24 protein-coding genes and 1 other annotated feature are annotated in these 23,310 nt (G+C 37.2%); all 24 genes read right to left on the reverse strand.

Going from position 1 to position 23,310, the window contains the following annotated elements:
- Positions 1-110: 110 nt before the first annotated feature.
- Positions 111-344, reverse strand: a binding site (T-box leader).
- 66 nt (positions 345-410) lie between these two features.
- Positions 411-926, reverse strand: a complete 516-nt coding sequence (locus F4V44_RS08675) for a DivIVA domain-containing protein (protein WP_150439597.1) — start codon at positions 924-926, stop codon at positions 411-413.
- Between the two features lie 81 nt (positions 927-1,007).
- The gene (locus tag F4V44_RS08680) at positions 1,008-1,781 is read right to left on the reverse strand and encodes a YlmH family RNA-binding protein (protein WP_150439598.1); all 774 of its coding nucleotides are present in this window, start codon (positions 1,779-1,781) and stop codon (positions 1,008-1,010) included.
- A 73-nt stretch (positions 1,782-1,854) separates the two neighbouring features.
- Positions 1,855-2,118, reverse strand: coding sequence for a YggT family protein (locus F4V44_RS08685; RefSeq protein ID WP_150439599.1), 264 nt, complete (start codon positions 2,116-2,118; stop codon positions 1,855-1,857).
- Between the two features lie 6 nt (positions 2,119-2,124).
- Positions 2,125-2,568 (reverse strand): cell division protein SepF, encoded by a 444-nt coding sequence (locus F4V44_RS08690; RefSeq protein WP_150439600.1) that lies wholly within the window; start codon positions 2,566-2,568, stop codon positions 2,125-2,127.
- 12 nt (positions 2,569-2,580) lie between these two features.
- Positions 2,581-3,255, reverse strand: a complete 675-nt coding sequence (locus tag F4V44_RS08695) for a YggS family pyridoxal phosphate-dependent enzyme (protein WP_150439601.1) — start codon at positions 3,253-3,255, stop codon at positions 2,581-2,583.
- A 3-nt stretch (positions 3,256-3,258) separates the two neighbouring features.
- On the reverse strand, positions 3,259-4,083 hold the full coding sequence (gene pgeF / locus F4V44_RS08700; protein WP_150439602.1) for a peptidoglycan editing factor PgeF: 825 nt from the start codon (positions 4,081-4,083) through the stop codon (positions 3,259-3,261).
- 73 nt (positions 4,084-4,156) lie between these two features.
- Positions 4,157-4,426 (reverse strand): YlmC/YmxH family sporulation protein, encoded by a 270-nt coding sequence (locus F4V44_RS08705; RefSeq protein ID WP_150439603.1) that lies wholly within the window; start codon positions 4,424-4,426, stop codon positions 4,157-4,159.
- A 322-nt stretch (positions 4,427-4,748) separates the two neighbouring features.
- On the reverse strand, positions 4,749-5,531 hold the full coding sequence (sigG, locus tag F4V44_RS08710) for an RNA polymerase sporulation sigma factor SigG (RefSeq protein WP_150439604.1): 783 nt from the start codon (positions 5,529-5,531) through the stop codon (positions 4,749-4,751).
- 249 nt (positions 5,532-5,780) lie between these two features.
- A complete protein-coding gene (sigE, locus tag F4V44_RS08715) occupies positions 5,781-6,500 on the reverse strand; it encodes an RNA polymerase sporulation sigma factor SigE (RefSeq protein ID WP_150439605.1) in 720 nt (239 codons plus the stop codon).
- Positions 6,501-6,551: 51 nt separating this feature from the next.
- A complete protein-coding gene (gene spoIIGA / locus F4V44_RS08720; protein ID WP_150439606.1) occupies positions 6,552-7,478 on the reverse strand; it encodes a sigma-E processing peptidase SpoIIGA in 927 nt (308 codons plus the stop codon).
- Between the two features lie 263 nt (positions 7,479-7,741).
- Positions 7,742-8,884, reverse strand: coding sequence for a cell division protein FtsZ (gene ftsZ, locus F4V44_RS08725; RefSeq protein ID WP_150439607.1), 1,143 nt, complete (start codon positions 8,882-8,884; stop codon positions 7,742-7,744).
- An 85-nt stretch (positions 8,885-8,969) separates the two neighbouring features.
- Positions 8,970-10,253, reverse strand: coding sequence for a cell division protein FtsA (gene ftsA / locus F4V44_RS08730; protein ID WP_150439608.1), 1,284 nt, complete (start codon positions 10,251-10,253; stop codon positions 8,970-8,972).
- A gap of 202 nt (positions 10,254-10,455) precedes the next feature.
- Complete coding sequence (locus tag F4V44_RS08735) at positions 10,456-10,809, reverse strand: small basic family protein (RefSeq protein ID WP_150439609.1); 354 nt, start codon at positions 10,807-10,809, stop codon at positions 10,456-10,458.
- A gap of 2 nt (positions 10,810-10,811) precedes the next feature.
- The gene (locus tag F4V44_RS08740; protein ID WP_150439610.1) at positions 10,812-11,537 is read right to left on the reverse strand and encodes a DUF881 domain-containing protein; all 726 of its coding nucleotides are present in this window, start codon (positions 11,535-11,537) and stop codon (positions 10,812-10,814) included.
- Positions 11,538-11,568: 31 nt separating this feature from the next.
- Positions 11,569-12,285, reverse strand: coding sequence for a DUF881 domain-containing protein (locus F4V44_RS08745; RefSeq protein WP_150439611.1), 717 nt, complete (start codon positions 12,283-12,285; stop codon positions 11,569-11,571).
- On the reverse strand, positions 12,248-13,039 hold the full coding sequence (locus F4V44_RS08750; RefSeq protein WP_150439612.1) for a cell division protein FtsQ/DivIB: 792 nt from the start codon (positions 13,037-13,039) through the stop codon (positions 12,248-12,250). Before F4V44_RS08750 ends, F4V44_RS08745 begins: the two co-directional genes overlap by 38 nt.
- Positions 13,040-13,310: 271 nt before the next feature.
- Positions 13,311-14,219, reverse strand: a complete 909-nt coding sequence (gene murB / locus F4V44_RS08755) for a UDP-N-acetylmuramate dehydrogenase (RefSeq protein ID WP_150440102.1) — start codon at positions 14,217-14,219, stop codon at positions 13,311-13,313.
- 65 nt (positions 14,220-14,284) lie between these two features.
- Positions 14,285-15,385 carry an undecaprenyldiphospho-muramoylpentapeptide beta-N-acetylglucosaminyltransferase gene (gene murG / locus F4V44_RS08760; RefSeq protein ID WP_150439613.1) on the reverse strand — a complete coding sequence of 367 codons (1,101 nt, stop codon included), beginning with the start codon at positions 15,383-15,385 and terminating at the stop codon, positions 14,285-14,287.
- A 317-nt stretch (positions 15,386-15,702) separates the two neighbouring features.
- A complete protein-coding gene (spoVE, locus tag F4V44_RS08765; RefSeq protein ID WP_150439614.1) occupies positions 15,703-16,803 on the reverse strand; it encodes a stage V sporulation protein E in 1,101 nt (366 codons plus the stop codon).
- 74 nt (positions 16,804-16,877) lie between these two features.
- The gene (gene murD / locus F4V44_RS08770) at positions 16,878-18,230 is read right to left on the reverse strand and encodes a UDP-N-acetylmuramoyl-L-alanine--D-glutamate ligase (protein WP_150439615.1); all 1,353 of its coding nucleotides are present in this window, start codon (positions 18,228-18,230) and stop codon (positions 16,878-16,880) included.
- Positions 18,231-19,205, reverse strand: a complete 975-nt coding sequence (gene mraY, locus F4V44_RS08775; RefSeq protein ID WP_150439616.1) for a phospho-N-acetylmuramoyl-pentapeptide-transferase — start codon at positions 19,203-19,205, stop codon at positions 18,231-18,233.
- Positions 19,205-19,660, reverse strand: coding sequence for a hypothetical protein (locus F4V44_RS08780; protein ID WP_150439617.1), 456 nt, complete (start codon positions 19,658-19,660; stop codon positions 19,205-19,207). The genes mraY and F4V44_RS08780 overlap by 1 nt, the downstream gene beginning before the upstream one ends.
- Positions 19,657-21,123: a UDP-N-acetylmuramoyl-L-alanyl-D-glutamate--2,6-diaminopimelate ligase gene (locus F4V44_RS08785; protein WP_150439618.1), complete on the reverse strand. Its 1,467-nt coding sequence runs from the start codon at positions 21,121-21,123 to the stop codon at positions 19,657-19,659. The genes F4V44_RS08780 and F4V44_RS08785 overlap by 4 nt, the downstream gene beginning before the upstream one ends.
- 211 nt (positions 21,124-21,334) lie before the next feature.
- Positions 21,335-23,266: a stage V sporulation protein D gene (locus F4V44_RS08790; protein WP_150439619.1), complete on the reverse strand. Its 1,932-nt coding sequence runs from the start codon at positions 23,264-23,266 to the stop codon at positions 21,335-21,337.
- Positions 23,267-23,310: the final 44 nt, after the last annotated feature.

Consider the following 23,310-nt stretch of genomic DNA (forward strand, 5'->3'; position numbering starts at 1 on the left):
CTTAAGCTGACCTTTTGTCAAAATTGTTTAACCCTGTATTGTTATTACCGATATTATTGATAATGAAACTTCTTTTTACAGAGCAAAATAAAAAAGCCTTTCACATCCCATAAAGGGACGAGAAAGGCTATTCCCGCGGTACCACCCTTGTAGATAGAAAAACTCTTCTATCCGCTCAAAACATCCTTAACGCGAATGACACGCCTTGTCTTAATCCTAATGATTAGTTTCAGCAAGGAACTCAAGGGTGATCTTCCAGACTTACTGCTTATACCGGGCTTCCACCATCCCCGGTTCGCTAGATAAGCTAAATGAAGCTGTACTGTCCCTATCAACGCTTAATCGAATATAATAGATCAATTAGAAAATAAACTTTTATAAGAAATTATATGCTTTTTTACTGCCAAACGTCAAGCAAAGGAATCCTCTTCTTGAGTTGACTTTAACTCGGTGGAATCAAGCTCATACTCGAGCAAATGATCCCAATCATCATTATTCAATAAATCAAGCTGTGCTTCAATCAACATTTTAAAGCGGGTACGAAATACTTTCGATTGCTTTTTAAGTTCTTCTATTTCAAGAGCAATTTTTCTTGCTTTTGAAAGGGACTCATTTACAATACGATCGGAATTTTTTTCTGCCTCTTTAATAATGAGCTTTGCTTCTTTTTGAGCATTACGCTTTACTTCTTCAGCCGCTTCCTGAGCTACAACAATTGATTTATGCAGAGTTTCTTCTAACGAGTTAAAATGACCCATTCGATCCGTCATCTCGTTTAACTTATCTTCTAACTCTTTTTTTTCACGCAGTACGATTTCATAATCCTTGATGACCTGATCAAGAAATTCATTTACTTCATCCTCATCATAACCACGAAACCCTTTACTAAACTCCTTATTATGTATATCCAAAGGCGTTAATGGCATACTGCCACCTCCCAAGTATTTTCTCAAGTTTGCACTTTTTCTTTTTCGACACGTTTTATTTTATTCCTGCTTGAAAAATAATTATTTTTGTCTTCCAACTGAAATACGCCATTTCTCTTTTTTAGTTTGGCCTTCAATAGAGAACAGCTTGCCGCGGCCGAAACCACGTACTGAAATCGTATCTCCCTCACCGCATTCAAATGAAGTATTTTCTATGCTTGTCCAATTTACTTTTACGAGTCCGGAATTAATTAAACTTTGAGACTTTTGTCTAGACAATTGAAAAATGGTTGCCACAACCGTATCGAGCCTTAACGAAGATACTGAAACAGACTTTTCATGCCATAAATCTTCGTGTGCGATGCTTTCAGACAATGGCTGTTCAATTAATTGAACAGCAGCCCTGCCCACTGTTTGTAATTGTATACGTACATAATCCCCAATCTCTTCTGCACAATAAAATTGTAAACGTTCACCTACGCTAACAATATCACCAAACTTTTCGCGTCTTAAGCCGAGGGACATAAGACTCCCTAAGACATCACGATGGGCAAGATTGATAAATTTATTCGGGTATTCAATTTCATATAATTTTATCTTATAATCGCCATCTTCGTTTTGGGAATATTCTGGATATAATAAAGCTCTTTTTCTTTCCGTATAGGCAGAGCCTCCAAAAAAACTCCATTTAACTTCCAGTTGCTGTCCAATAATCATTTTAACTATTTGTTGTTCACGAGGATTTAGAAAATCAGTTAGTTTCGGGGCATATGCCTGTTCAACATACGCCTTCCAATTTAATACCTGGTTGATAAAATCGCGTTCCTCTGGCCGAAAATGCTGGTAAATTGACATATTTTTTCACCTTAGATTTAATCTCAAAAGAGACAGGGATTAAGTCCCTTTTCACTTTATCTTTTCTTCTGTTTTAAGCAAACCATCTAGCAAGCTGTCCTAAACCTGCTGTAGCAAAGTTCAGAACCATAAATGCAACAATTGGTGAAATATCAATCATCCCAATTGATGGAATAAAACGACGAAATGGCTCTAAATATGGTTCACATATACGACCTAAAAACTGACCAATGCTTGATGAACGGGCATTTGGAAACCAAGACATTAAAATATAGATAATCAATGCCCATGAATAGTAATAAATTAAAGTTGACAAAATGCTAATAATAAATCCCATTTACGATTACCACCTCGAATGTTCAAATTCTTTTTCTTGAAGAAATTCTGATATACTGCCTGAAACCTCAACATTATCTGGTGTACAAAGAAAAATATCCATACCGATTTTTTGAATATCTCCGCCTAAGGCATAGACCGTTCCACTAAGAAAGTCGACAATTCTTCTTGCCTGGTCATGCTGAATACGTTGTAAATTAACCACAACTGCTTTCCTGTTCTTCAAATGATCTGCCACATCCTGCGCTTCAGCATAAACACGAGGTTCGACCAACACTACTTTAGAGGACTTTTGTATGCTTTGCAGACTTACAACATTTTGCTTAGTTGGCGGCGAGAAGTTTTTTTGCGTTTTTTCTGGTTCATAATCTTCTTCAACTTGGTCCTCTTGGTTGTCAGCATATTCATCATCTAAAAAGAAAAATGTTTTAAATTTAGATTTAATGCTCATCTTTCGAACCTCCTATTCTTCCCCGACTAAGGCTGTCCCAATGCGTACCATTGTTGCACCTTCTTCAATGGCAATTGCGTAATCATTCGACATCCCCATCGATAATTCTTTACAAGGTGCATATTCTAGTTCTAATTTTTGAATGTCCAACTGAATCTTCCTCAATTTTTTAAAGCATTCATGTAAAAATTCCCGATTATCTATGTAAGGTGCCATTGTCATTAAACCAGCAATTTCAATATTCGGAAATTGTTTTATTTCGTCTATAAAAGTCATAACCTCTTCTGGTGCCAGTCCATGTTTCGACTCCTCACCAGACACATTCACTTGTACTAAACATTTAATCTTTTTATTTGCCCGTTTATTAATCTCTTTAGCCAGTGATAGACGATCAAGAGAATGAATATAGTCTACTTTATCAATAATATTTTTTACCTTACGTGTTTGTAAAGATCCAATAAAATGCCACGTAGGCTTCCCTTGTAAAGCTTCCCATTTTGCCGCTAAGCCTTCTTCTCGATTCTCTCCTAAATCAACAATACCAGCATTTAAGGCTTCCTTTGCCCGTTCAATCGATACATATTTAGTCACTGCAATAATTTTAACTTCTTCTGGACTTCGGTTCGACTGTTCACACGCTTTCACTATCGTTTCATTGATTGTCTGTAAATTATCTGCAACTTTCATTTTTTAAAGTATATCCTCCTTCCAGCCGATAAAACTCATCATTCTTCCGGTTTTGCCGCGATCCCTACGATGGGAATAAAAATGATCCTTTTGACAGCTGGTGCACAAATTGGTTATCAGGATATTTTCTCTTAGCACCCCTGCCTTTAAGAGGATTTCTTTATTGCATTCTTTTAAATTTAGATTATATTGATGATCACTAATTAAATTATATGGTTTTAACTCGACATCTTCTAGTTTATTTTGCACTAAATTTATCACACGATCATCAACTATATAACAATTTTCGCATATAGAGGGGCCAATTGCCACAAAAATGTCATTTGAATTCAATCCTTCTGATTGAAATGCACGTATCATTTCCTCGGCAATTCCATTAACAGTCCCTTTCCAGCCTGCATGGGCAATTCCAATTGCACATGATTCAGGGTGTAGGAAGTAAAGCGGTACACAATCTGCGTAACATAAGGTCAGCAATATTCCATGCTCAAACGTATAGAATCCATCCGTTTGCTTAAATGCATTTGCATAGGAGACTGCACCATTACCCTTATCTGCTGCTGTGATTTTTTTAATTCCTATTTCATGGGTTTGCTGGGCGCCTATCCAATTGGTTAGTGGAAAATCAAGTTTTTCTGATAAAAGAAGCCGGTTTTCATTTACAGCTTGTTCGTTATCATTAACATGAAAACCGACATTTAAACTTGAAAAATCCCCGCTGCTCTTGCCGCCATTTTTAGTTGTAAATCCAACAGATAAGCTTGGAAACCTTTGGACCCAATCATCAACAATAAAATATTCTTTCTCTTTTAAAATAAATGGATCCATAACCTTACCTCTTCTTTATTTTATTAAATTATTCTATCACACAATGAATACGCATCACAGTAAAATACCAATATTATGATTCTTCTTCATTCGGTTTATATTCAGAGGATTCCTTATAACGGACTAAAATCACATCTTCACCTATTTTCAAAATATTCTCCCAAGGAATAGTGATGTCATCATCTTTACCAAAAAAGCCAAGTATTTTACCTGAACCAGAAATAATGATTGCATCAATTTTTCCGGTTTGAACATTAATTTCTATATCACCAATATTCCCTAGCTTTTTGCCATCAGCAACATTCACCACATCTTTTATCTGAAATTCAGAAATTCTTACCATACCAATCACTCCCGCAGTTAGCCTTATTTATGTATATGAATAACTGAATACGAAAAATCACTTTATACTCATGCATAATGAAGATTTTTTTACATTAGACTATGTTAACAAATCATGTTGATAAGTCGGATTTTTGACTCATCCGTGAGAAATGTCCATTTCTCACGCCTTTCAGCTGTGCTGAAAGGTTGCTGTATGGTTAGGAAGTGACAGGAGAAAATGAATTTTCTCCTGTCACTTCCTAACCATACAGCTTTAGATGAGTCAAAAATATTAATAAACAAGGAAATAAATTAAAAAAAGCTGCCATAATTCGGCAGCTTTAACTTTGTATATTTTTATTCATTTGTTTTATGGCAGCTTTCTCTAGCCTAGATACTTGCGCCTGAGAAATCCCAATTTCTTCGGCCACTTCCATTTGTGTTTTACCTTGAAAAAATCGCTTTCTCAATATCAGCTTTTCCCGTTCATTCAGTCTGCGCATACCTTCTTTAAGCGCAATTTCTTCAATCCAATTGATATCCTTGCTTTTTTCATCACTTAATTGATCCACGACATAAATGGGATCTCCTCCATCATTATATATGGGTTCAAATAATGATACAGGGTCTTGAATCGCATCAAGAGCGAATACAATTTCTTCATGAGGTACATCAAGCTCTTTTGCAATTTCTTCCGCTGTAGGCTCGCGTGATGTTTTACTCATTAGTCTTTCCCGTACTTGCAGTGCCTTATAAGCAATGTCCCTAAGTGAACGTGATACTCGTATCGGGTTATTATCACGCAAATAACGTCTGATTTCTCCGATAATCATCGGAACAGCATAGGTGGAAAATTTCACGTTTTGACTTAAATCAAAATTATCAATTGATTTCATAAGTCCAATACAGCCAACTTGGAACAGATCATCAACAAACTCGCCTCTGTTATTAAATCTTTGAATGACACTTAAAACAAGGCGCAGGTTCCCATTAACGAGTTTTTCCCGTGCGGATATGTCCCCTTCTTGTTGCATTTGCTTAAAAAGCAATCTCATTTCTTCATTTTTTAATACTGGAAGCTTTGATGTGTCAACACCGCAAATTTCTACTTTGTTTCGAGTCAATCCATTTCCCTCCTTACAGGAGTTGCTGTACAAAAAACAGTATTTCCCCTGTAAGGAAAAATATGCACTGATGAAACAGCAGAAAATGGACCAAGCAGAAAAAAAACGTAACAAACCTTGAGAGTTATCCTATTTTCAAGTTCTAAAAATTTTTTTATATCCATTCGGTTTTCGAATTTTGACACGTATTTTTATTGGGCTTTTAGGTTCATCCGTCTTTAAGAAGTGAAGATCTTTTGCTGATTAAAGTTAGACCATTTTATTAAATTCCTTTTTAAGTCTTTTAATAATTCTTTTTTCTAACCGTGAAATATAGGATTGTGATATTCCAAGCATATCAGCAACATCCTTTTGTGTTTTTTCTTCACCTGTACCTAGACCAAAGCGAAGCTCCATTATTTGTTTTTCACGATCCGAGAGCTGATGCAGGGCATTTAACAATAGTTTTTTATCCACACTGGCCTCAAGATCCTTCGTAATGATATCCTCTTCAGTACCAAGCACATCAGAGAGTAACAATTCGTTTCCATCCCAATCGATGTTTAATGGTTCATCAAATGACACTTCCGAGCGGATTTTATTATTCCTCCTTAAATACATGAGGATTTCATTTTCGATGCACCGTGATGCATATGTAGCAAGTTTTATTTTCTTTTCTGGATTAAAAGTATTAACGGCTTTAATTAAACCAATCGTTCCTATGCTTATTAAATCTTCAATATTAATACCCGTATTTTCAAATTTCCTTGCAATATACACGACTAATCTAAGGTTGCGCTCAATTAGGATTGATCTTGCCGCTTTATCACCTTGTGGAAGCTTTTCAATCAGCATGGCTTCCTCTTCTTTATTTAAAGGAGGTGGTAATGCTTCACTCCCGCCAATGTAGTAGGTTTCATCGGCTTTTAAGCCTAACTTAAACAATAGTTTATACCACAAATAAGAAAGGCGCAGTTTGAGTTTTTTCATCATTATTCCTCCTTTTGGCGGTTAATTATTTATTAACTCTGTCGTCCCTGATCAAGCCGGCTCCGCTTTTCTTATTCCATTGAGCATTTTGGGGTGGACGATGCATTGGAAGCTGTCATCCGAAGATAGTTCCTGCATGGTAAAGGAGACCAGGCCTTTGTCGACTTTGATGGTCTCTCTGTTTTGCGTAATGATGATATCATCCGGCTTGATGGCAATAATTAATTGATGCTCCTTCCCAAGTACTTTATAAGGAATAACTCTCATCCGGTTCTCCCATTCGGGTGCTAATGGTTTATTTCCCATAATAACTTGCTCAGAACTTAAGGCAACCTCCTTTAATGCTTCTGGCAATTCCTCTATTATTTTTTTTACTGATAGAAACATCACCGGCATTTTTGATATGGGATCATATAACTGATTGCCGCTGTCTACTAGCCCGGTAAAGTTATACGATTTTCCACCTAAAACAATTTCAAGAAGAACTTTCTGGTTAAATTGAATTTTCGCTACTTCGATACGTTCAAAATTCCGTTTTGAAAACTGCCATGCTAGAGGAAAACCAATAACCACGAACAGCCAGCTGATTGGGTCACCAAACCCTTTTACACTTGCCATAAAAACAGACGATGAAAGATTCATATCAAATTGGACAAAATAATGTATGCCCATTAAAGAACCGCCAATTAGAAAAGTAGTCAAATAAAAAGTCATTAGCCCGCTAATAAAATATTTAAATCTCTTATAACCGAAAACTGTAAGTACCATAATGACTGAAAACAATAATTTTACAATTGGGTGTCCTGAATAGGCATTCAATGGTGTAATCGTTAATATGATAATGAATGAACCAATAATCCCCCCCAAAAAAAGTCTCCAATAATGAAAATCCCTTTTTAAGACTAGGGCAGTTAAATAAAGTAGGAGGCTATCAAAAAGGAAATTTAATAACCATATAATATCTAAATAAACTGCCAATTGGCTTCCTCCTATCTATTAATCTGTTACAAAAAAGTATACATTACATTCAATGATGAAGTGTGTCACTTTCTGGTTATAAAAAAGCAGAACTTTTCACTATTCCAAACGCTTTTTGTCACTATTTTATTTTCAGTAACATTCACATATACCTTTATTGTTCCATTTCCTAAAATCTACTACGTACAATAATAGAAATCCAATCTTCCCTGTATTGAAAAATATGAAAAAGGCACAGCCGATGGCTGAGCCTTTTTCATACTTTATCTTCTTCGATTACGGTTTCTTAGGAAGGTTGGAATATCAAGAACATCTTCACCCTGCTGTGGTGCACTTACTCTTGTTTGTTCAACAGGAGGCTCTTCTCTCTTAGGCTCCCTTTTCACTGTATTCGTTACAGGCTTTTGCGGTTGACCAAGGGACGGTCTTAATGGCTTTGCCTGCATCATCACTTCTTCGTTAAAACCTGTTGCAATTACTGTTACAACAATCTCATCCTTTAAATTATCATTAATGACAGATCCGAAAATCATATTTACTTCCTGGTCAGAGGCACTTGCCACAATATCTGCTGCTTCCTGTACCTCATAAAGACTTAAGTTTGAACCGCCGGTAATATTTAATAATACCCCTTGGGCACCATCAATGGATGTTTCTAGTAACGGTGATGAAATGGATTTTTTTGCCGCTTCAGCAGCACGGTTTTCACCTGAAGCTACACCAATTCCCATCAAGGCAGAGCCTTTATTGGACATAATCGTTTTTACGTCAGCAAAGTCAAGGTTAATCAAACCAGGTACAGCAATTAAATCGGAAATACCTTGGACCCCTTGACGAAGCACGTTATCGGCTTCTCTAAAAGCCTCAAGCATCGGTGTGCTCTTATCAACAATCTCAAGAAGACGATCGTTAGGAATGACAATTAATGTATCGACCGATTCCTTCATAGAAGAAATTCCACCGGTTGCTTGTGTTGCCCTTTTTCTGCCTTCAAATGTAAACGGTCTTGTTACAACACCGACTGTTAGAGCACCTAAATCCCTTGCAATTTGCGCAATAACAGGGGCTGCACCAGTACCTGTTCCACCGCCCATTCCAGCAGTAACAAACACCATGTCTGCTCCTTTTAAGGCTTCCTCAATTTGCTCCTTGCTTTCTTCCGCAGCCTTTTTCCCTACCTCAGGATTGGCACCTGCGCCAAGTCCCCTTGTTAATTTACCGCCAATTTGCATTTTCACTTCTGCTTTTGACAGGTTCAATGCTTGGGCATCAGTATTGACGGCAATAAATTCTACACCTTGCACACCATGTTCTATCATACGGTTAACGGCATTATTCCCACCACCGCCAACACCTATAACTTTTATCGTTGCTAATGCCTCTACATTTGATTCAAATTCCAGCATGACAAATCCTCCTAATTCGTCGATATTCCTGTTAGCAGTGCATACTCGGATTGCTACATTATATCAGTCTGTTATTTCGTTATTATTATTCGAAAAAGTAACCAAAAAACTTTTTCATTTTAGTGGATACTTTTTCTTCCGGTTGCTTTTCCGGCTTTGATTTCGCCTGCGTTTGCTTGACCGGCCTTTTTTCTTTTACTTCATGATTGACAGAAGGCGAACTCATCTGTCTGCCTTGAATTTTTGCATTTTTATATGCAAATTTAATTAAACCGACAGCTGTCGTATAGTGCGGCTCTCTCACTCCAATATAGTCAGGAATTGCGATACGAACCCGGTTTTCAAAAACAACCTGTGCTAGTTCAAGGATACCAGGAGTATTTGCTACACCGCCTGTTAGGACAAAACCTCCCGGCACATCCCTTACACCTAAACGATGAATTTCCGCTAAAATCAATTCAAATACTTCTTCCAATCTAGCTTCTATAATATCACTTAATTCCAATTGATTAAATTGTTGTTGCTGATCACTGCCAATAATTGGAACATTAAATACAACATCCTCAGAAGCATGGTCATAAAAAGCATGCCCATATTTGATTTTTATTTTTTCGGCGTCCTCAGATGAAGTTCGCAAACCAATGGAGATATCTTTTGTAATATGTTCCCCACCCACAGGAAGAACTGATGTTGCACGTAAACCGCCTTGTTCGAATAAGGCAATCGTTGTAGAACCTCCGCCAATATCTATGAGTGCAACTCCCAGGTTTTTTTCATCCTTTGAAAGGGCAAACGATCCCGCAGCTAGCGGCTGTAAAGTTATGTCTAATATTTCTAAACCAGCCTTTTCCACACAGCGCAAAATATTATGTAGGATTGTTTTTGAACCTGTAATAATGGTTCCTTCTACCTCAAGCCGAACACCAATCATTCCACGTGGATCATGAATTTCATCTAGGCCATCTACAATAAACTGCTTCGGTATCACATCAATGATTTCCCTTTCCGGAGGAACGGAAACAACTTGTGCCGCCTCTAAAACTCTTGCGATATCCACATCTGATATTTCCCTATTTTCACTTGATACGGCCACTACTCCGTGTGATGGCTGCAGCATGATATGATTTCCTGTAATTCCAACAATCACTTGTCGGATGTCCATCCCTATCATTCTTTCAGCCTGTTCTATTGCTCTCCCAATAGAATGAACGGTTTCATCTATATCAACAATTGAACCTTTTCGTAATCCTTCAGAGGGTACATTCCCCACCCCGATAATATTTAATGAATCGTTGACCATTTCACCTATGATTACTTTCACACTGGATGTACCGATGTCAAGGCTAACGTAAATTTCATTGCTGTTCATTCTATGGCACCTCCCTTTACAAATACTAGTTGAACAACAAGTCTCTAAATTAAGTAATAATTATCTTTGACGAGCAGCGAAATCTGCTTTGTACTTTTAGAACGAAAGCCTGTTGCCATTTACGCAATTTTGTTCGCTTTTCCTATATCTTAAAATTATTCGTCAAAATGTAATTATTCCCTTTTTAAAATTTAATATTTTTTTACATTTTTTCCTTATTTGCTGACCATTTTGTAAGAAAAATTCTCCGAATAACAGCAATATTTTGAAAAAGCCTAACACCAAATGCAAAAACTGCTGCTAAATATAAGTCTACACCAAGATGGACACCTAGAAAAGCTAAACTTGCAGCTAAAATAATATTAAAGAAAAAGCCTGAGACAAATACTTTTTCATCATAAATATTTTGCAAATGAGCTCTAATTCCTCCAAATAATGTATCTAACGCTGCTAGGACAGCAATCGATAAATAATTAGCATATTCAGCCGGGATATTAATATCCGCAAGTGAACCAAGAAACAACCCTATGAGTAACCCTAGAACCGGAAGCCACATGTTTACCCCCCTTTTTCAGTTTCAGCCAACTCCATGTGACGGATTCTAATGCTTTCCTGATATGCTGGAATGGTTATGTTTGACTTCGACTCTGAAATCGTTAAACGAAAGTTATCAATAAAAAATTCCTCTGCTGAAGAAGAAACCTGCATACGGTTACGTAGTTTTTCGGCCGCTTCCATATTATTAACAACAATTTTTACTTCAATCGGTAAATTATCAAGACTATAGCCATCTACTTTTGTCTGACCGTTGATATTACGAATCATACTAGAGTTTATCAGCCGTTGACCAGCAATAGATATATGGTTGGCGCCATATTGATTTAATTCATTGACTAACTTCTTGATTAAATAGGTAGAAATAGGCGAAACCTCTTCTCCAAGTAATAAGTCTTCATTGACATGTTCAATATTGATCACAACCCCCGGTCCTTCTACTTCAAATAAACCTGCTTCAGCTTTTAATTCATTTAAAGTCTCTTTCAGTATCTGTTCCTTACTTTGTGATCTTTCAGTTTCGTATTTTTCAAGCTTTTCTTCATTCGATCTGATTTCACGAATCAAACTTAAATATAGTTCTTTTTCTTTAACTAAATCTTCCCGCAGCTGTGACGTATCACGAGTGTCGCGAACAACTGGTTCTTTTACGTTTTGATACTGAACTGCTACCATAAAACCAATGATTAGTGTAATCATTGTCATGCTAAGATAACTTTTTTGCCCCATGTTCGGAACCACCTTACTTAACCCAAAGCCATTAACTCTTTAATTTTGCAGTTATCACGATTTCATCTTTCTTTTCTAACGTAAATTGTACATTTTCATTTACAAGAATATCTTTAACTCCGCCATTTAAATTTAATGACTTCTCCATTGTATCAGCATCACCAATTGCCGTGATAACAAATGGTGCAGGAAAACTCTTCCCATCCACTTCTATAACGGGACCATTACAGAGCACATATGAATCATGTGACAGCCGCTGCCCATTGATAGCTATCACACTTGCACCAGAAATATAAAGTTCATTAATTACTTTAAACACATGATGTTCATGAACAATATATTGATTAGGATTATACTCACCAAGATTATAGTCACTGTCGGCAAGGGTGACCTGAACACCCTCGCCTTTTACGTTAACCTTACCAAGATACATACGATATTTCTCTATATCCCCGGCAAGCTTAGAGTAAATTCTCGCTTCATTTGATAATTCCTTTTCAATGTTCAACACTTGCTGCTGTTTTTGGCTTAGCTCCTGCTGAAGCTCGCGGTTTTTTTCTTCCTGTTCAATCAATTCGTTTCTAAGTTCCATATCCCTCTCAAATTGACTGCTTGTCATATTTGTATTACTTTCCTTTTTTTCAGTGAGATGGTAGGAGAATGCAAGCATAAACCCAAAAACAAGACAGACAATAGTTAATATGACGTACCTACTCTTCACTTTCTTTATCGGTTTCACTAGACTCATCTCCTTTCAATTCATAAGCTTTAAAGTATGAACCAACCTCTAAATTAATAACACCTTTTTGGGTTGGATCTAACTGGCTTATAATTGAAGGGTAATGGGACATCTTTTCCGCAAATGTTCGAATCGTTGCGCTGACTTGATTACCGTCATTCATAAATAACGAAATATGATATAGATCTGATTTCCATGGATCATAATGGATTTCGGAAATTGAGTTCAATACTTCAGCAGGTAATTTTTCTAAGCTGACAATCATTTCCTTCAATGCTTTATTTTCAGAAAAACTGAATAGGATGGGGGCATTTAATGGAAGGTCAGTTGTTTTTTTCTCATGAAGAATATTGCCATTTTCCAAAACAGGTAAAAAGTGTTTCCCTTTCGAAACATAGGAAATACGTTGATATTCCTGGATGTTTATGATGACTGAATGAGGCAATTTTGTTTTCACTTCTGCCTTTTTCATTTCAGGTAAACTATTCAGCTTCTTTTCCATTTCCTTATTGCGAACTTTCCAAATATTTGTATCCTTCCTAATCCCGACAATTTCCATGATTTCCTCATCAGAGTGAGCTGAATTTCCGTTGATTACAACATGTTTAACATTGCTTAATGGGGATTGAAAATATAAGATAAAAGCGATTAGAATAAAAAATAGCAATAGTAAAAAAATTAGTCGTCGATTGGCTTTTTTTCTGCGCTGTTGTTTTAATTTAGGTATGCGCTCTTCAATTGAGACAACATTACCATTTCCCATCCCAATCACCTCACATCAATCATAGTGCTTGTCCATTTTTTTGCTTCTAGCTCCGCTGGCTAGGGGCTCATGTCATAATCTGTCTCGGTAGTGAGGTTAAAGTACAACCTCACTACCGAGACAGATTATACTAGTCGCTCCTGACCAAGCCGACTCCACTTTTCTTATCAAAAACAACGGCACGAGTATTCATGCCGTTTTGTTTTTTTAGGGTTTATTTCAATTGATAATTATAACATATTAAATGGAGAATGCGGTTGGAAGTTTTTTGTTACTTTCTACCTATTATTTCTACTTCAGTTTCCATTTTCACTTGGTATAATTCAAAAACGGTTTTTTTCACATGTTCTATTAAGTTTAATACGTCCTCAGCCGTTGCATTTCCTGCATTAACAATAAAATTTCCATGCATTTCTGAAATTTGCGCACCACCTATTTGATAACCCTTTAATCCTGCTTCTTCAACTAGTCTTCCTGCATAATTAGGCAAAGGATTTCGGAAAATGCTTCCTGCACATGGAAAATTCCATGGCTGTGTTTCTTTTCGGTAATCTTTATTTTTTTGCATAACCTCAACTATCTTTTCTTTTTCTCCTTCAGTTAACTGGAATCTTGCTTCAATGACGATACCAGGGCGCTTTTTCTGCAGTACAGATGTACGATAAGAAAATTCCATTTCTTCGTTAGATAACCATTCAAACGTACCGTCTTCAAATAGTATATGTGCCTGTGTTAGGATTTTAGATATATCTGACCCATGTGCACCGGCGTTCATATAGACCGCTCCACCAACAGAACCAGGGATACCGCTGGCAAACTCAAGTCCTGATAATCCCTGCCGGCTGATTTTCATTGCAAGACTTACAAGAGAATAACCTGCTCCAACAGTCAAAACCGTGCCATTCACATCCATATGATCTAAACCGCTGCCTAATTTTATAACTACTCCCTCAATTCCATCATCTGAAACAAGCAAATTGGAGCCTCTTCCAATCGCTCTCCAGCCCAATTGATACTTCCCAATTAGTTTTAGGGTAGTTTTTAGGTTATCAATCGAGTCCGGCTCAATAAACAAATCAGCAGGACCACCAATTTTGATTGTTGTATGATTGGCTAGCGGCTCATGTTTTTTTATTTTTCCAACATTCAATTCTTTAAGCTCTTTCATTAAATCATTCATCTTATTGTCCATAAAAACCTCCTGAAAATAAGGTTACCATAGTGTATGCCGTAAACATAAATGGGCTACTTTTTCTTATCAACAAGCTCTTTCATTAACAAATATAGTCTTCTTGCCGCATCTGGAATCCCTAATTCTTTTGCTGAATTTTTCATTTGTTTCAATACTTTTTCATCCATCAGGATTCGGTCAATTTCCTCAATTAGTTTCTGGCTTGTTAATTCTTTTTCAAGCACCAGTTCAGCAGCATGGTGTTCACTTAATGCACGTGCATTTTTCTCTTGATGATTATTTGTTACATATGGACTGGGGATTAGAATACTTGGAATCCCAAGTGAAGTAAGCTCTGCAAGAGTTGTTGCACCTGCTCGTGCAACTGTTAAATCAACCCCTGCAAGCACCTCAGGCATATTATGAATAAATGGTTTGATGACGACATTCTTCGGATTTCCGACTAATTCAACTTCCTTTTTCACTTCTTCATAATGAACATCACCAGTTACATATAGCACTTGATAAGGCTTTTCTCCAAGCAGCGATAAAGCTTTTAAGACCGCTTCATTAATTGGTCTTGCCCCTCGGCTACCCCCAACAATTAATACAACAGGATCCGATACATTTAGTCCCGCCGATAATTTTCCTTTTATACCGTCTTGGTGCAATACTTCTGATGCTCGAGGATTACCTGTAAGAACCACTTTGCTTTCCGGAAAAAAAGATTTTGCTTCTTCAAAGCAAACCGCAATTCGATCGACATAACGACTTAAGAACTTATTCGTTAACCCTGGAACACTGTTTTGTTCATGAATGATTGTCGGGATTCCAAGTTTTGCTGCTGCATAAACGACAGGACCACATACATATCCACCTGTTCCAATGACAACATCTGCTTTAAATTCCTTTAACATTTTTTTACTGTCATTTACACCTTTCAGAAAACGTAGAATGGTTTTTACATTATCAATTGAGATTTTTCTTTTAAAGCCGGTAATATGTATCGCTTTGAAAGGTATATTTTCTCTCGTCACAAGCTTACTTTCAAGACCTTTTTCCGTACCGATGTATAAAAAGTTTACATCCTTTGTTTCTTTCTTTATTTCACGTATTAGAGCCAGAGCTGGATAAATATGACCTCCAGTTCCTCCTCCACTTACAACAATATTCATTTGTTCACCTCATAAAACAGATAAATAATATTAAGTACAGGTACAAAGAGTGAAAAAATCACTGCATTTACCATTCCTATTCTACTATATTCCAAACGTAAGAAAGATACCATCAAAAGAATGTTATAAAATCGTAATCATTAATAAAAGAATGATATATGTGTAATAAGCGGATATGAACTGGTAATGATTTAACCCCACTCCTACACAACTATACATTATCATCTTCTTTTCATGATGAACGAAGGCTATTCTTTTCTGTCTTACTCCACAAAAAAACTGACCTGAATACCGGTCAGCTTTAATTGGAAACACCATCAGTACCTGGAGTAGCGGCTAATATTTAATAACACACCAATGGCTAATAGCATTAGGGTTAACGAAGAACCTCCATAACTTAAAAACGGAAGAGTGATTCCAGTAACTGGCATTAGGCCGGTTACTACTCCAATATTAATCATTACTTGGATTGCAACCATTGCAATAATCCCGACAGCAAGGAAACTTCCATACAGATCCGGAGCACCTAAAGCAATTCGTATCCCCCGCCAAAGCAAAAGCGAAAACAATAATAAGATAAATGAACCACCTATAAAACCTAACTCTTCCGCGAGAATAGCAAAAATAAAATCTGTTTGTGGCTCAGGCAAATAGAAGAACTTTTGTCTGCTTTGTCCTAAACCTAATCCGAATAATCCTCCCGGCCCGATAGCAAATAACGATTGAATGATTTGAAACCCGCTTCCAAGCGGATCCTGCCACGGGTCTAAAAATGAAGTAATCCGTTTTATTCGATATGGAGCTGAAATAACAAGTGCAGCAAAACCAGCTATTCCAATCAACCCTAGTACAGCAAAATGACTTACCCTTGCTCCTGCAATAAAAATCATCACAATACAAGTCCCTACCATGACAGTTCCAGTTCCTAAGTCAGGTTGAAGCATAATCATTCCAAAAGCTAAAAACACTAAACCTAACGAAGGTGCTAAGCCTTTTTTAAAGGTTGTAATATATTTTTGATTTTCTGATAAAAATTTTGCTAAAAAAGCAATCATTGCTAATTTCATAAATTCTGAAGGCTGAATGGAAAACGCACCGATTCCAATCCAGCTTCGTGAACCATTACGAACATTCCCAATTCCTGGTATTAATACAAGCACCAGCAGTACAAAGCAAACAATCACTAACACTTTAGCCCACGTTCTCCAAGTCCAGTAATCAACGTTCATAATAAAAAACATTCCGACAATCCCTACACCAGCAAATAACATTTGTCGTTTCGCAAAGAAGAAGGAATCATCAAATTTATAATCTGCCCAGATGGCACTTGCACTGTAAACCATAATTAGTCCTATAGCTAAGAGCGTAAATGTCAATATCATTAAGATGATATCAGGAGTCGTTTTTTTTGTTGGCAAAAGACCACACCTCGAAATGCAAGTTTTTTGGCCTGTTTAGAGATATGACGTACCACTCTGATGTTGACAAGCCCTTACTTAAGCATATGCACTGCTTCGATAAAAATGTCTCCTCTTACTTCAAATGTTTTATATTGATCCCAGCTAGCACATGCAGGCGATAAAAGAATAACATCCCCAGGCTCTGATAACTGATAGGCAAGAGGTACAGCTTTTCCAACATTATCGACACGTCTAATTGTTTTTATTCCAGTCTTTGTCGCAACGTCTTCTAATTTTTTCGCTGTTTGCCCAAATGTTATGATTGCCTTGACATTAGTAAAGGAAGGAATTAATTCATCAAATTCATTTCCTCTATCTAACCCCCCTGCCAACAGAATAATCGGTTTATCAAAAGCGGCTAATGCATTTTTTGTTGCAAGTATGTTTGTCGCCTTTGAATCGTTATAAAACATCCTGCCATCCACTTCATCAATAAATTGCAACCTATGTTTTACACCTGTAAAAGTGTTGAGCACTTGATATATTGCTTCATTATTAACACCTGACAGCTTAGCAGCAGCTACAGCGGATAATATATTTTCAAGGTTATGTGATCCAGGCAAGCGGATATCTGATCGCTTCATAATCTGTTCGCCGTTAAATATAACCCAGTCATCTTTTATATAAGCACCTGAAGAAAGCTCTCTAACAGCAGAGAAAGGGACTATCTGAGCCTTCGACCCTCGTGCAATGTTCATCACATCAGCCTGCTCGGCATTCACAATAAAAAAGTCATCACTCGTTTGATTTTTAGTTATATTTGCTTTTGCTTTCACGTATTCTAATCTTGTCCCATGATAATCAAGATGAGCATCATACAAATTAGTTAATATAGCAATCCTAGGTCTGAAGCTGGGAGTTCCCATTAACTGAAACGAGGATAGTTCAATAACAATCTGATTATGTACCTTTGCTGCTTGTGCAACCTCAGAAGCAACTGTTCCAATATTTCCCGCAATAAGAGGAGATTTATGCCCTGCATTCAGTATTTCATAAATAAGGGTTGTAGTCGTTGTTTTTCCATTTGTACCTGTAATGGCAATAAACGGAGCCTCAGAAATTTGAGATGCCAGCTCAACCTCCGTAATGACAGGAATCCCCCTTTTCATCGCCCCTTCAATCATTGGGTTATGATATGGAATCCCTGGATTCTTGACAATTAATTCAAAACCTTCTTCAAGCAGTTCTATCGGATGTTCACCACAAATTACTTTTATACCTTGCTCAAGCAGCCCCTGAGCCTCAGGATTTTCCGATAACGGCTTATAGTCATTTACAGTTACAAATGCACCAAGCTTATGTAAAAGTAATGCAGCACTAACACCACTTTTTGCCAAACCAAGAACAAGTATTTTTTTATGAGTATATAAATTAATTTTTTTCAATTATAACCACACCTCAATATAGATTCCCATAATGGCTAATAATAAACCGGCAGTCCAAAAGGTTACAACTACCCTCCACTCACTCCATCCTACTAATTCATAATGATGATGAAGCGGGCTCATTCTGAAAATACGTTTTCCCGTTGTTTTAAATGAAACCACCTGCAAAATGACTGAAAGTGTTTCAATAACAAATACCCCGCCAATAACTAGTAAAAGGAGTTCAAGCTTTGTTAATATGGCAATGGATGCAATGGCGCCTCCTAATGCCAATGAACCTGTATCACCCATAAACACCTTAGCCGGATGAGCGTTAAAGACAAGAAAACCAAGCACCGCTCCGACTACAGCTATAGAGAAAATGGACACCTCGAAATTAGATTGATTCCATGCTAAGACAGCAAATGCACCAAAAGCAATAGCTGCAGTTCCTGATACAAGACCGTCAAGTCCATCTGTCAAATTTACAGCATTTGAAAACCCAACAAGCCAGAATACAATAAATAAAACATAAAAAAAGCCAAGTTCAAATGAATAATCAGTAAAAGGAATCTCCACAGATGTTGAGAAATCAGTTTGCTTTAATAAGAAATAAACAATAATTGAAACGATAATTTGACCGAGTAACTTTTGTTTCGATGTTAAGCCCAGATTTCTTTTCATTGCCACTTTTATAAAATCATCCAGAAAACCTAAAAGACCGAATCCAATCGTGACAAACAAGAGAATAAATGTCTTGATTGTAGGATCACTAAATTTCTCCGTCATTACAAGTGTAGTAATAATAATGGAAAGTAAAATCATGATTCCACCCATCGTCGGAGTACCTGTTTTCTTTTGGTGCGATTTCGGTCCTTCCTCACGAATACTTTGTCCAAATTTCAATCTTCTTAAAAACGGTATGAAAAAGGGAGATAGTAAAACGGTTATGAGAAATCCTAGTAAAATGGTAAAAAACAAAACCTGCTCTTGCATTATTCTCCCCTCCCATCATAGCTGTCTTTCATGAATTGCTCCAATTGATTCATCATTACAGATAAATCATATGTTTGTTTATTTCCATTCAGACTGGTTTCCGGTAATAAATAAAATCTCATCTGCTCGATCTGTTCCTCTTCCATATCCTGTTGCTTCTTTCGATATAATTCAATCATCTTTTTTAAACCTTTCAGTAAATCATTACAATAAAAAACAATAAATTGATTAGGTGTATAAGTTGGAAGCGGCACTTTTTCATCCCATAATGCAGCTATTGCACCATGATCAATCGCTTCCTTTAACTCTCCTGAATCCTTATATAATGGAATAAAGATTCCTTTAGGCTGATTGATTTTAGCATAGGAGGTTACCGTTAAAAACTGTAAGGATGGATCACATACTCCCTTATTATTAGGAAATAACTCAACTAGATCATCATATAGTAACATCATTGCATCTTCTCCTCAATAGCCGCTTTTGCAACAAGTCGATCATCAAAATCAAGAATTTCCCTACCTATTATCTGATATGTTTCATGTCCTTTTCCAGCGATTAATATGACATCCCCCTGCCGAGCTTCGTTGACCGCATATCGTATAGCCTCCTTACGATCTGTAATACTTTTATAAATTTTGCCGGCGACTCCTGCTTCCATTTCACGTAAAATTACTTCCGGGTCCTCACTCCGTGGATTATCTGATGTAAAAACAGGGTCAGTCGCTAATTCACAAGCAATTTTTGCCATCAGCGGCCGTTTTGTTCTATCCCGATCCCCTCCGCAGCCAACAACTACAAATATACGTTTCTGTGCAAACTGACGTACTGTTTTCAAGGCATTTTCAAGACTGTCAGGTGTATGAGAGTAGTCAACAATAACGGAAAAATCCTGCCCTGCATTTACAGCTTCAAAACGACCTGAAACTCCTTCTACTTCCTCAATGGACGCAATGATTCTATCCATTTCTACACCGGATACAACTGCAGCAGCTATACTTGCTAAAACATTATATACACTGAATTTACCAATTAACTTCATGTTTATTGTATACGTTCCAATCGGGCTTAATAATTCAAATGATGTTCCAGCTGCTGTTATTTGAATATTCTTCGCATAAAAATCAGCCTCTTGATCAATTCCATATGTCACTACTCTTGCTGCAGTGCTGATGATATACTGTTCACTAACTTTATCATCTGCATTTAAAACAGCAAATTTAGGTTTTTGACTATTAAAGGTATTTCCTAGCTGTGAGAATAACAGTCCTTTCGCCTGACGATATTCATCCATTGTTTTATGGTAATCTAAATGATCCTGGGTGAGGTTCGTGAAAACAGCAACATCATAATCACAGCCATGGACTCTTCCTTCTACCAGCGCATGTGAGGACACCTCCATTACAGCAGAAGAAACACCTCTATCAACCATTTGCTTAAATGTTTTTTGCAGAGTCAAACTCTCAGGTGTCGTATTTTTCGTATTATACGTTTCATCAGCAATCTTCGTATACATGGTCCCAATTAGACCTGTTTTCTTACCCTGGTCAGCAAAGATTTTTTCAATTAAATGACTTGTTGTCGTTTTGCCATTTGTACCTGTAATTCCAACAAGATGCAGCATATGAGTTGGATGCCCGTAATAAAAGTCTGATAATAATGCCATTGCCCGCTTTGTACTTTTGACTACAATTACCGGTATATTTAATGATAGTTCCCTTTCAGCCAAAACAGCAGCAGCACCATTTTTTTCAGCAGACTCCGCAAAATCATGACCATCTACCGTATAACCTTTAATACAAACGAACAGACCCCCCTGTCGTACCTTTCTATTATCATTTTCAATTGATGTAATCTCTGGATTTTCACCATCAACAGGCAGATAAGGATACAAATATTGAAGTATCGTATGTAATTTCAAATCACTCAAATCCTCTCAAAATTGTCATGCATATATGTTTCACTCACAAACAAGTGCGATACTATTTTACATGATAAATGACAATTAATCTATTTTTCATTTTTATTCAAGCGAAAAAAATATTCTATATGTTAAATATATGAAAGGGGCAGCGTAAAAAACTAGCCGCCCCTAGGAAATATATGATTGATTGACACTTTGATACTACAATTTACTCATTTTTATTTGGAGAATTTCCAAAATAAAGTCTGATGGTTGAACCTTCTTTTAATTTGACCCCTGCTTCTGGAGTTTGTTTTACAACTGTTTCTCCATCTCCGCTTGCATCAATCTTTAAATTCAGCATGAGCTCTCGAATTTCCGTTTTTGAGATACCTACTAAATCAGGAACGACAATCATTGGAGTATCCATCCAGGTCAATTCTTTTTCAATTTGTTCTTTTCTTGGCTCCACGCCCATTACTCTAAGACTGTCACCAATAATATTTCCAACAATTGGCGCAGCTACAGTTCCCCCAAATTGTACAGTTCCTTTTGGATTATCCACTGCCACATATACCACAATTTTCGGGTCATCCGCCGGCGCAAAGCCAATAAATGATACGATGTGATTATTTTCCAGATAGCGCCCATTTTGCGCCTTTTGCGCGGTACCCGTTTTTCCACCGACACGGTAACCATCTACAAATGCTTTCCCGCCTGTTCCTTGGGCAACAACACTTTCAAGTGCATATCTAATTTTAGCTGAAGTTTCATTTGAAATCACTTTTCTCTTAGCCGTCGGATTCTTTTTCATAACCACTTCCCCGGTGGTTGGATCAATCAATTCCTTAGCTACATACGGTGTATATAAGGTCCCTCCATTGATTGCAGCTGACACAGCAGTTACCTGCTGGATCGGTGTAACCGATACCCCCTGTCCAAATGCAGTGGTAGCTTGTTCTACCGGGCCGACACGTTCAAGATTAAACAAGATTCCTTTTCCTTCACCTTGCAGATCAATCCCTGTTTTCTCGCCAAAACCAAAATTCTTTACGTATTCAAAGAGTTTATCTTTTCCTAATCTTTCTCCAAGTTCAACAAAACCGGGGTTACAGGAATTTTGGACAACTTCAAGAAATGACTGGCTGCCATGCCCTCCTTTTTTCCAGCATCGCAATCTAGCACCGCCGACACTAACATACCCTGGATCATGAAACTCCTCTTTTTCCAAATCAACCTTTCCCTCTTCTAGAGCAGCTGCTAATGTGATAATCTTAAAGGTCGACCCCGGCTCATAACTACTCCAAATAGGAAGATTTCGATTGTAGATCTCTGGTTCTACATTTCGAAAATCAGCAGGATCGAAGCTTGGCCTTGAGGACATCGCCAATATTTCGCCTGTATTCGGATCCATAGCCATCCCAATTAGACCATCTGGATTATAAGTAGCTTCAGCATTATCAAATTCACGTTCCAAAATCGTTTGGATTTTCGAATCAATAGTTAGTTTTAAATCCAAACCATCAACTGGCGGTTCATAGTCATCCGCCATATCATTCATACGTTCTCCCTTTGCATTTGCATAGAATTTTACAGAGCCCTCCGTTCCGCTAAGCTCTTTATCATAATAAAGCTCTAATCCCATTAAACCTTGATTATCAATTCCAGCAAAACCTAATACATGAGAAAGATAGTTTCCAAACGGATAATGTCTTTTTGAATCTTCACCAATATAAACTCCATCAATCCCTAAGGCACGAATCTCTTTTGCTTTAACGTGAGAAATTTTTCTTCCTTCTGGAATTTTTACACTGCTCGTCTTTTTTATAATAAGTTCATAGGCTTTTTCTGTTGACATATTTAAAACAGCCGCTAGTTTTTCCGCTGCCTCCTGAGGATTTTTTATTTGACGCGGAACAACATATACGGTAGGTGCACTAATATTGGTTGCAAGAGCGACACCATTTCGATCAATGATTTCTCCCCTGTTTGGTTCAAACGGGATATTACGGCTCCACAACCCTTTTGCCTTTTCAGTCAGTCCATCACCCAATAAAATTTGAACATATCCTAGACGCATATCAATAATAAAGAAAACAAATATCCCTACTAGTAAGACAATTGTCAACCTCTTCCTGACGGTTACATTTGAAACACGCATAAAAAAGAACGAACCCCCTTTCAACATGGCTCGTTCAAATATAT

Source organism: Niallia endozanthoxylica, assembly GCF_008710145.1.
In the GTDB taxonomy this organism is placed as follows: domain Bacteria; phylum Bacillota; class Bacilli; order Bacillales; family Cytobacillaceae; genus Bacillus_BD; species Bacillus_BD endozanthoxylica.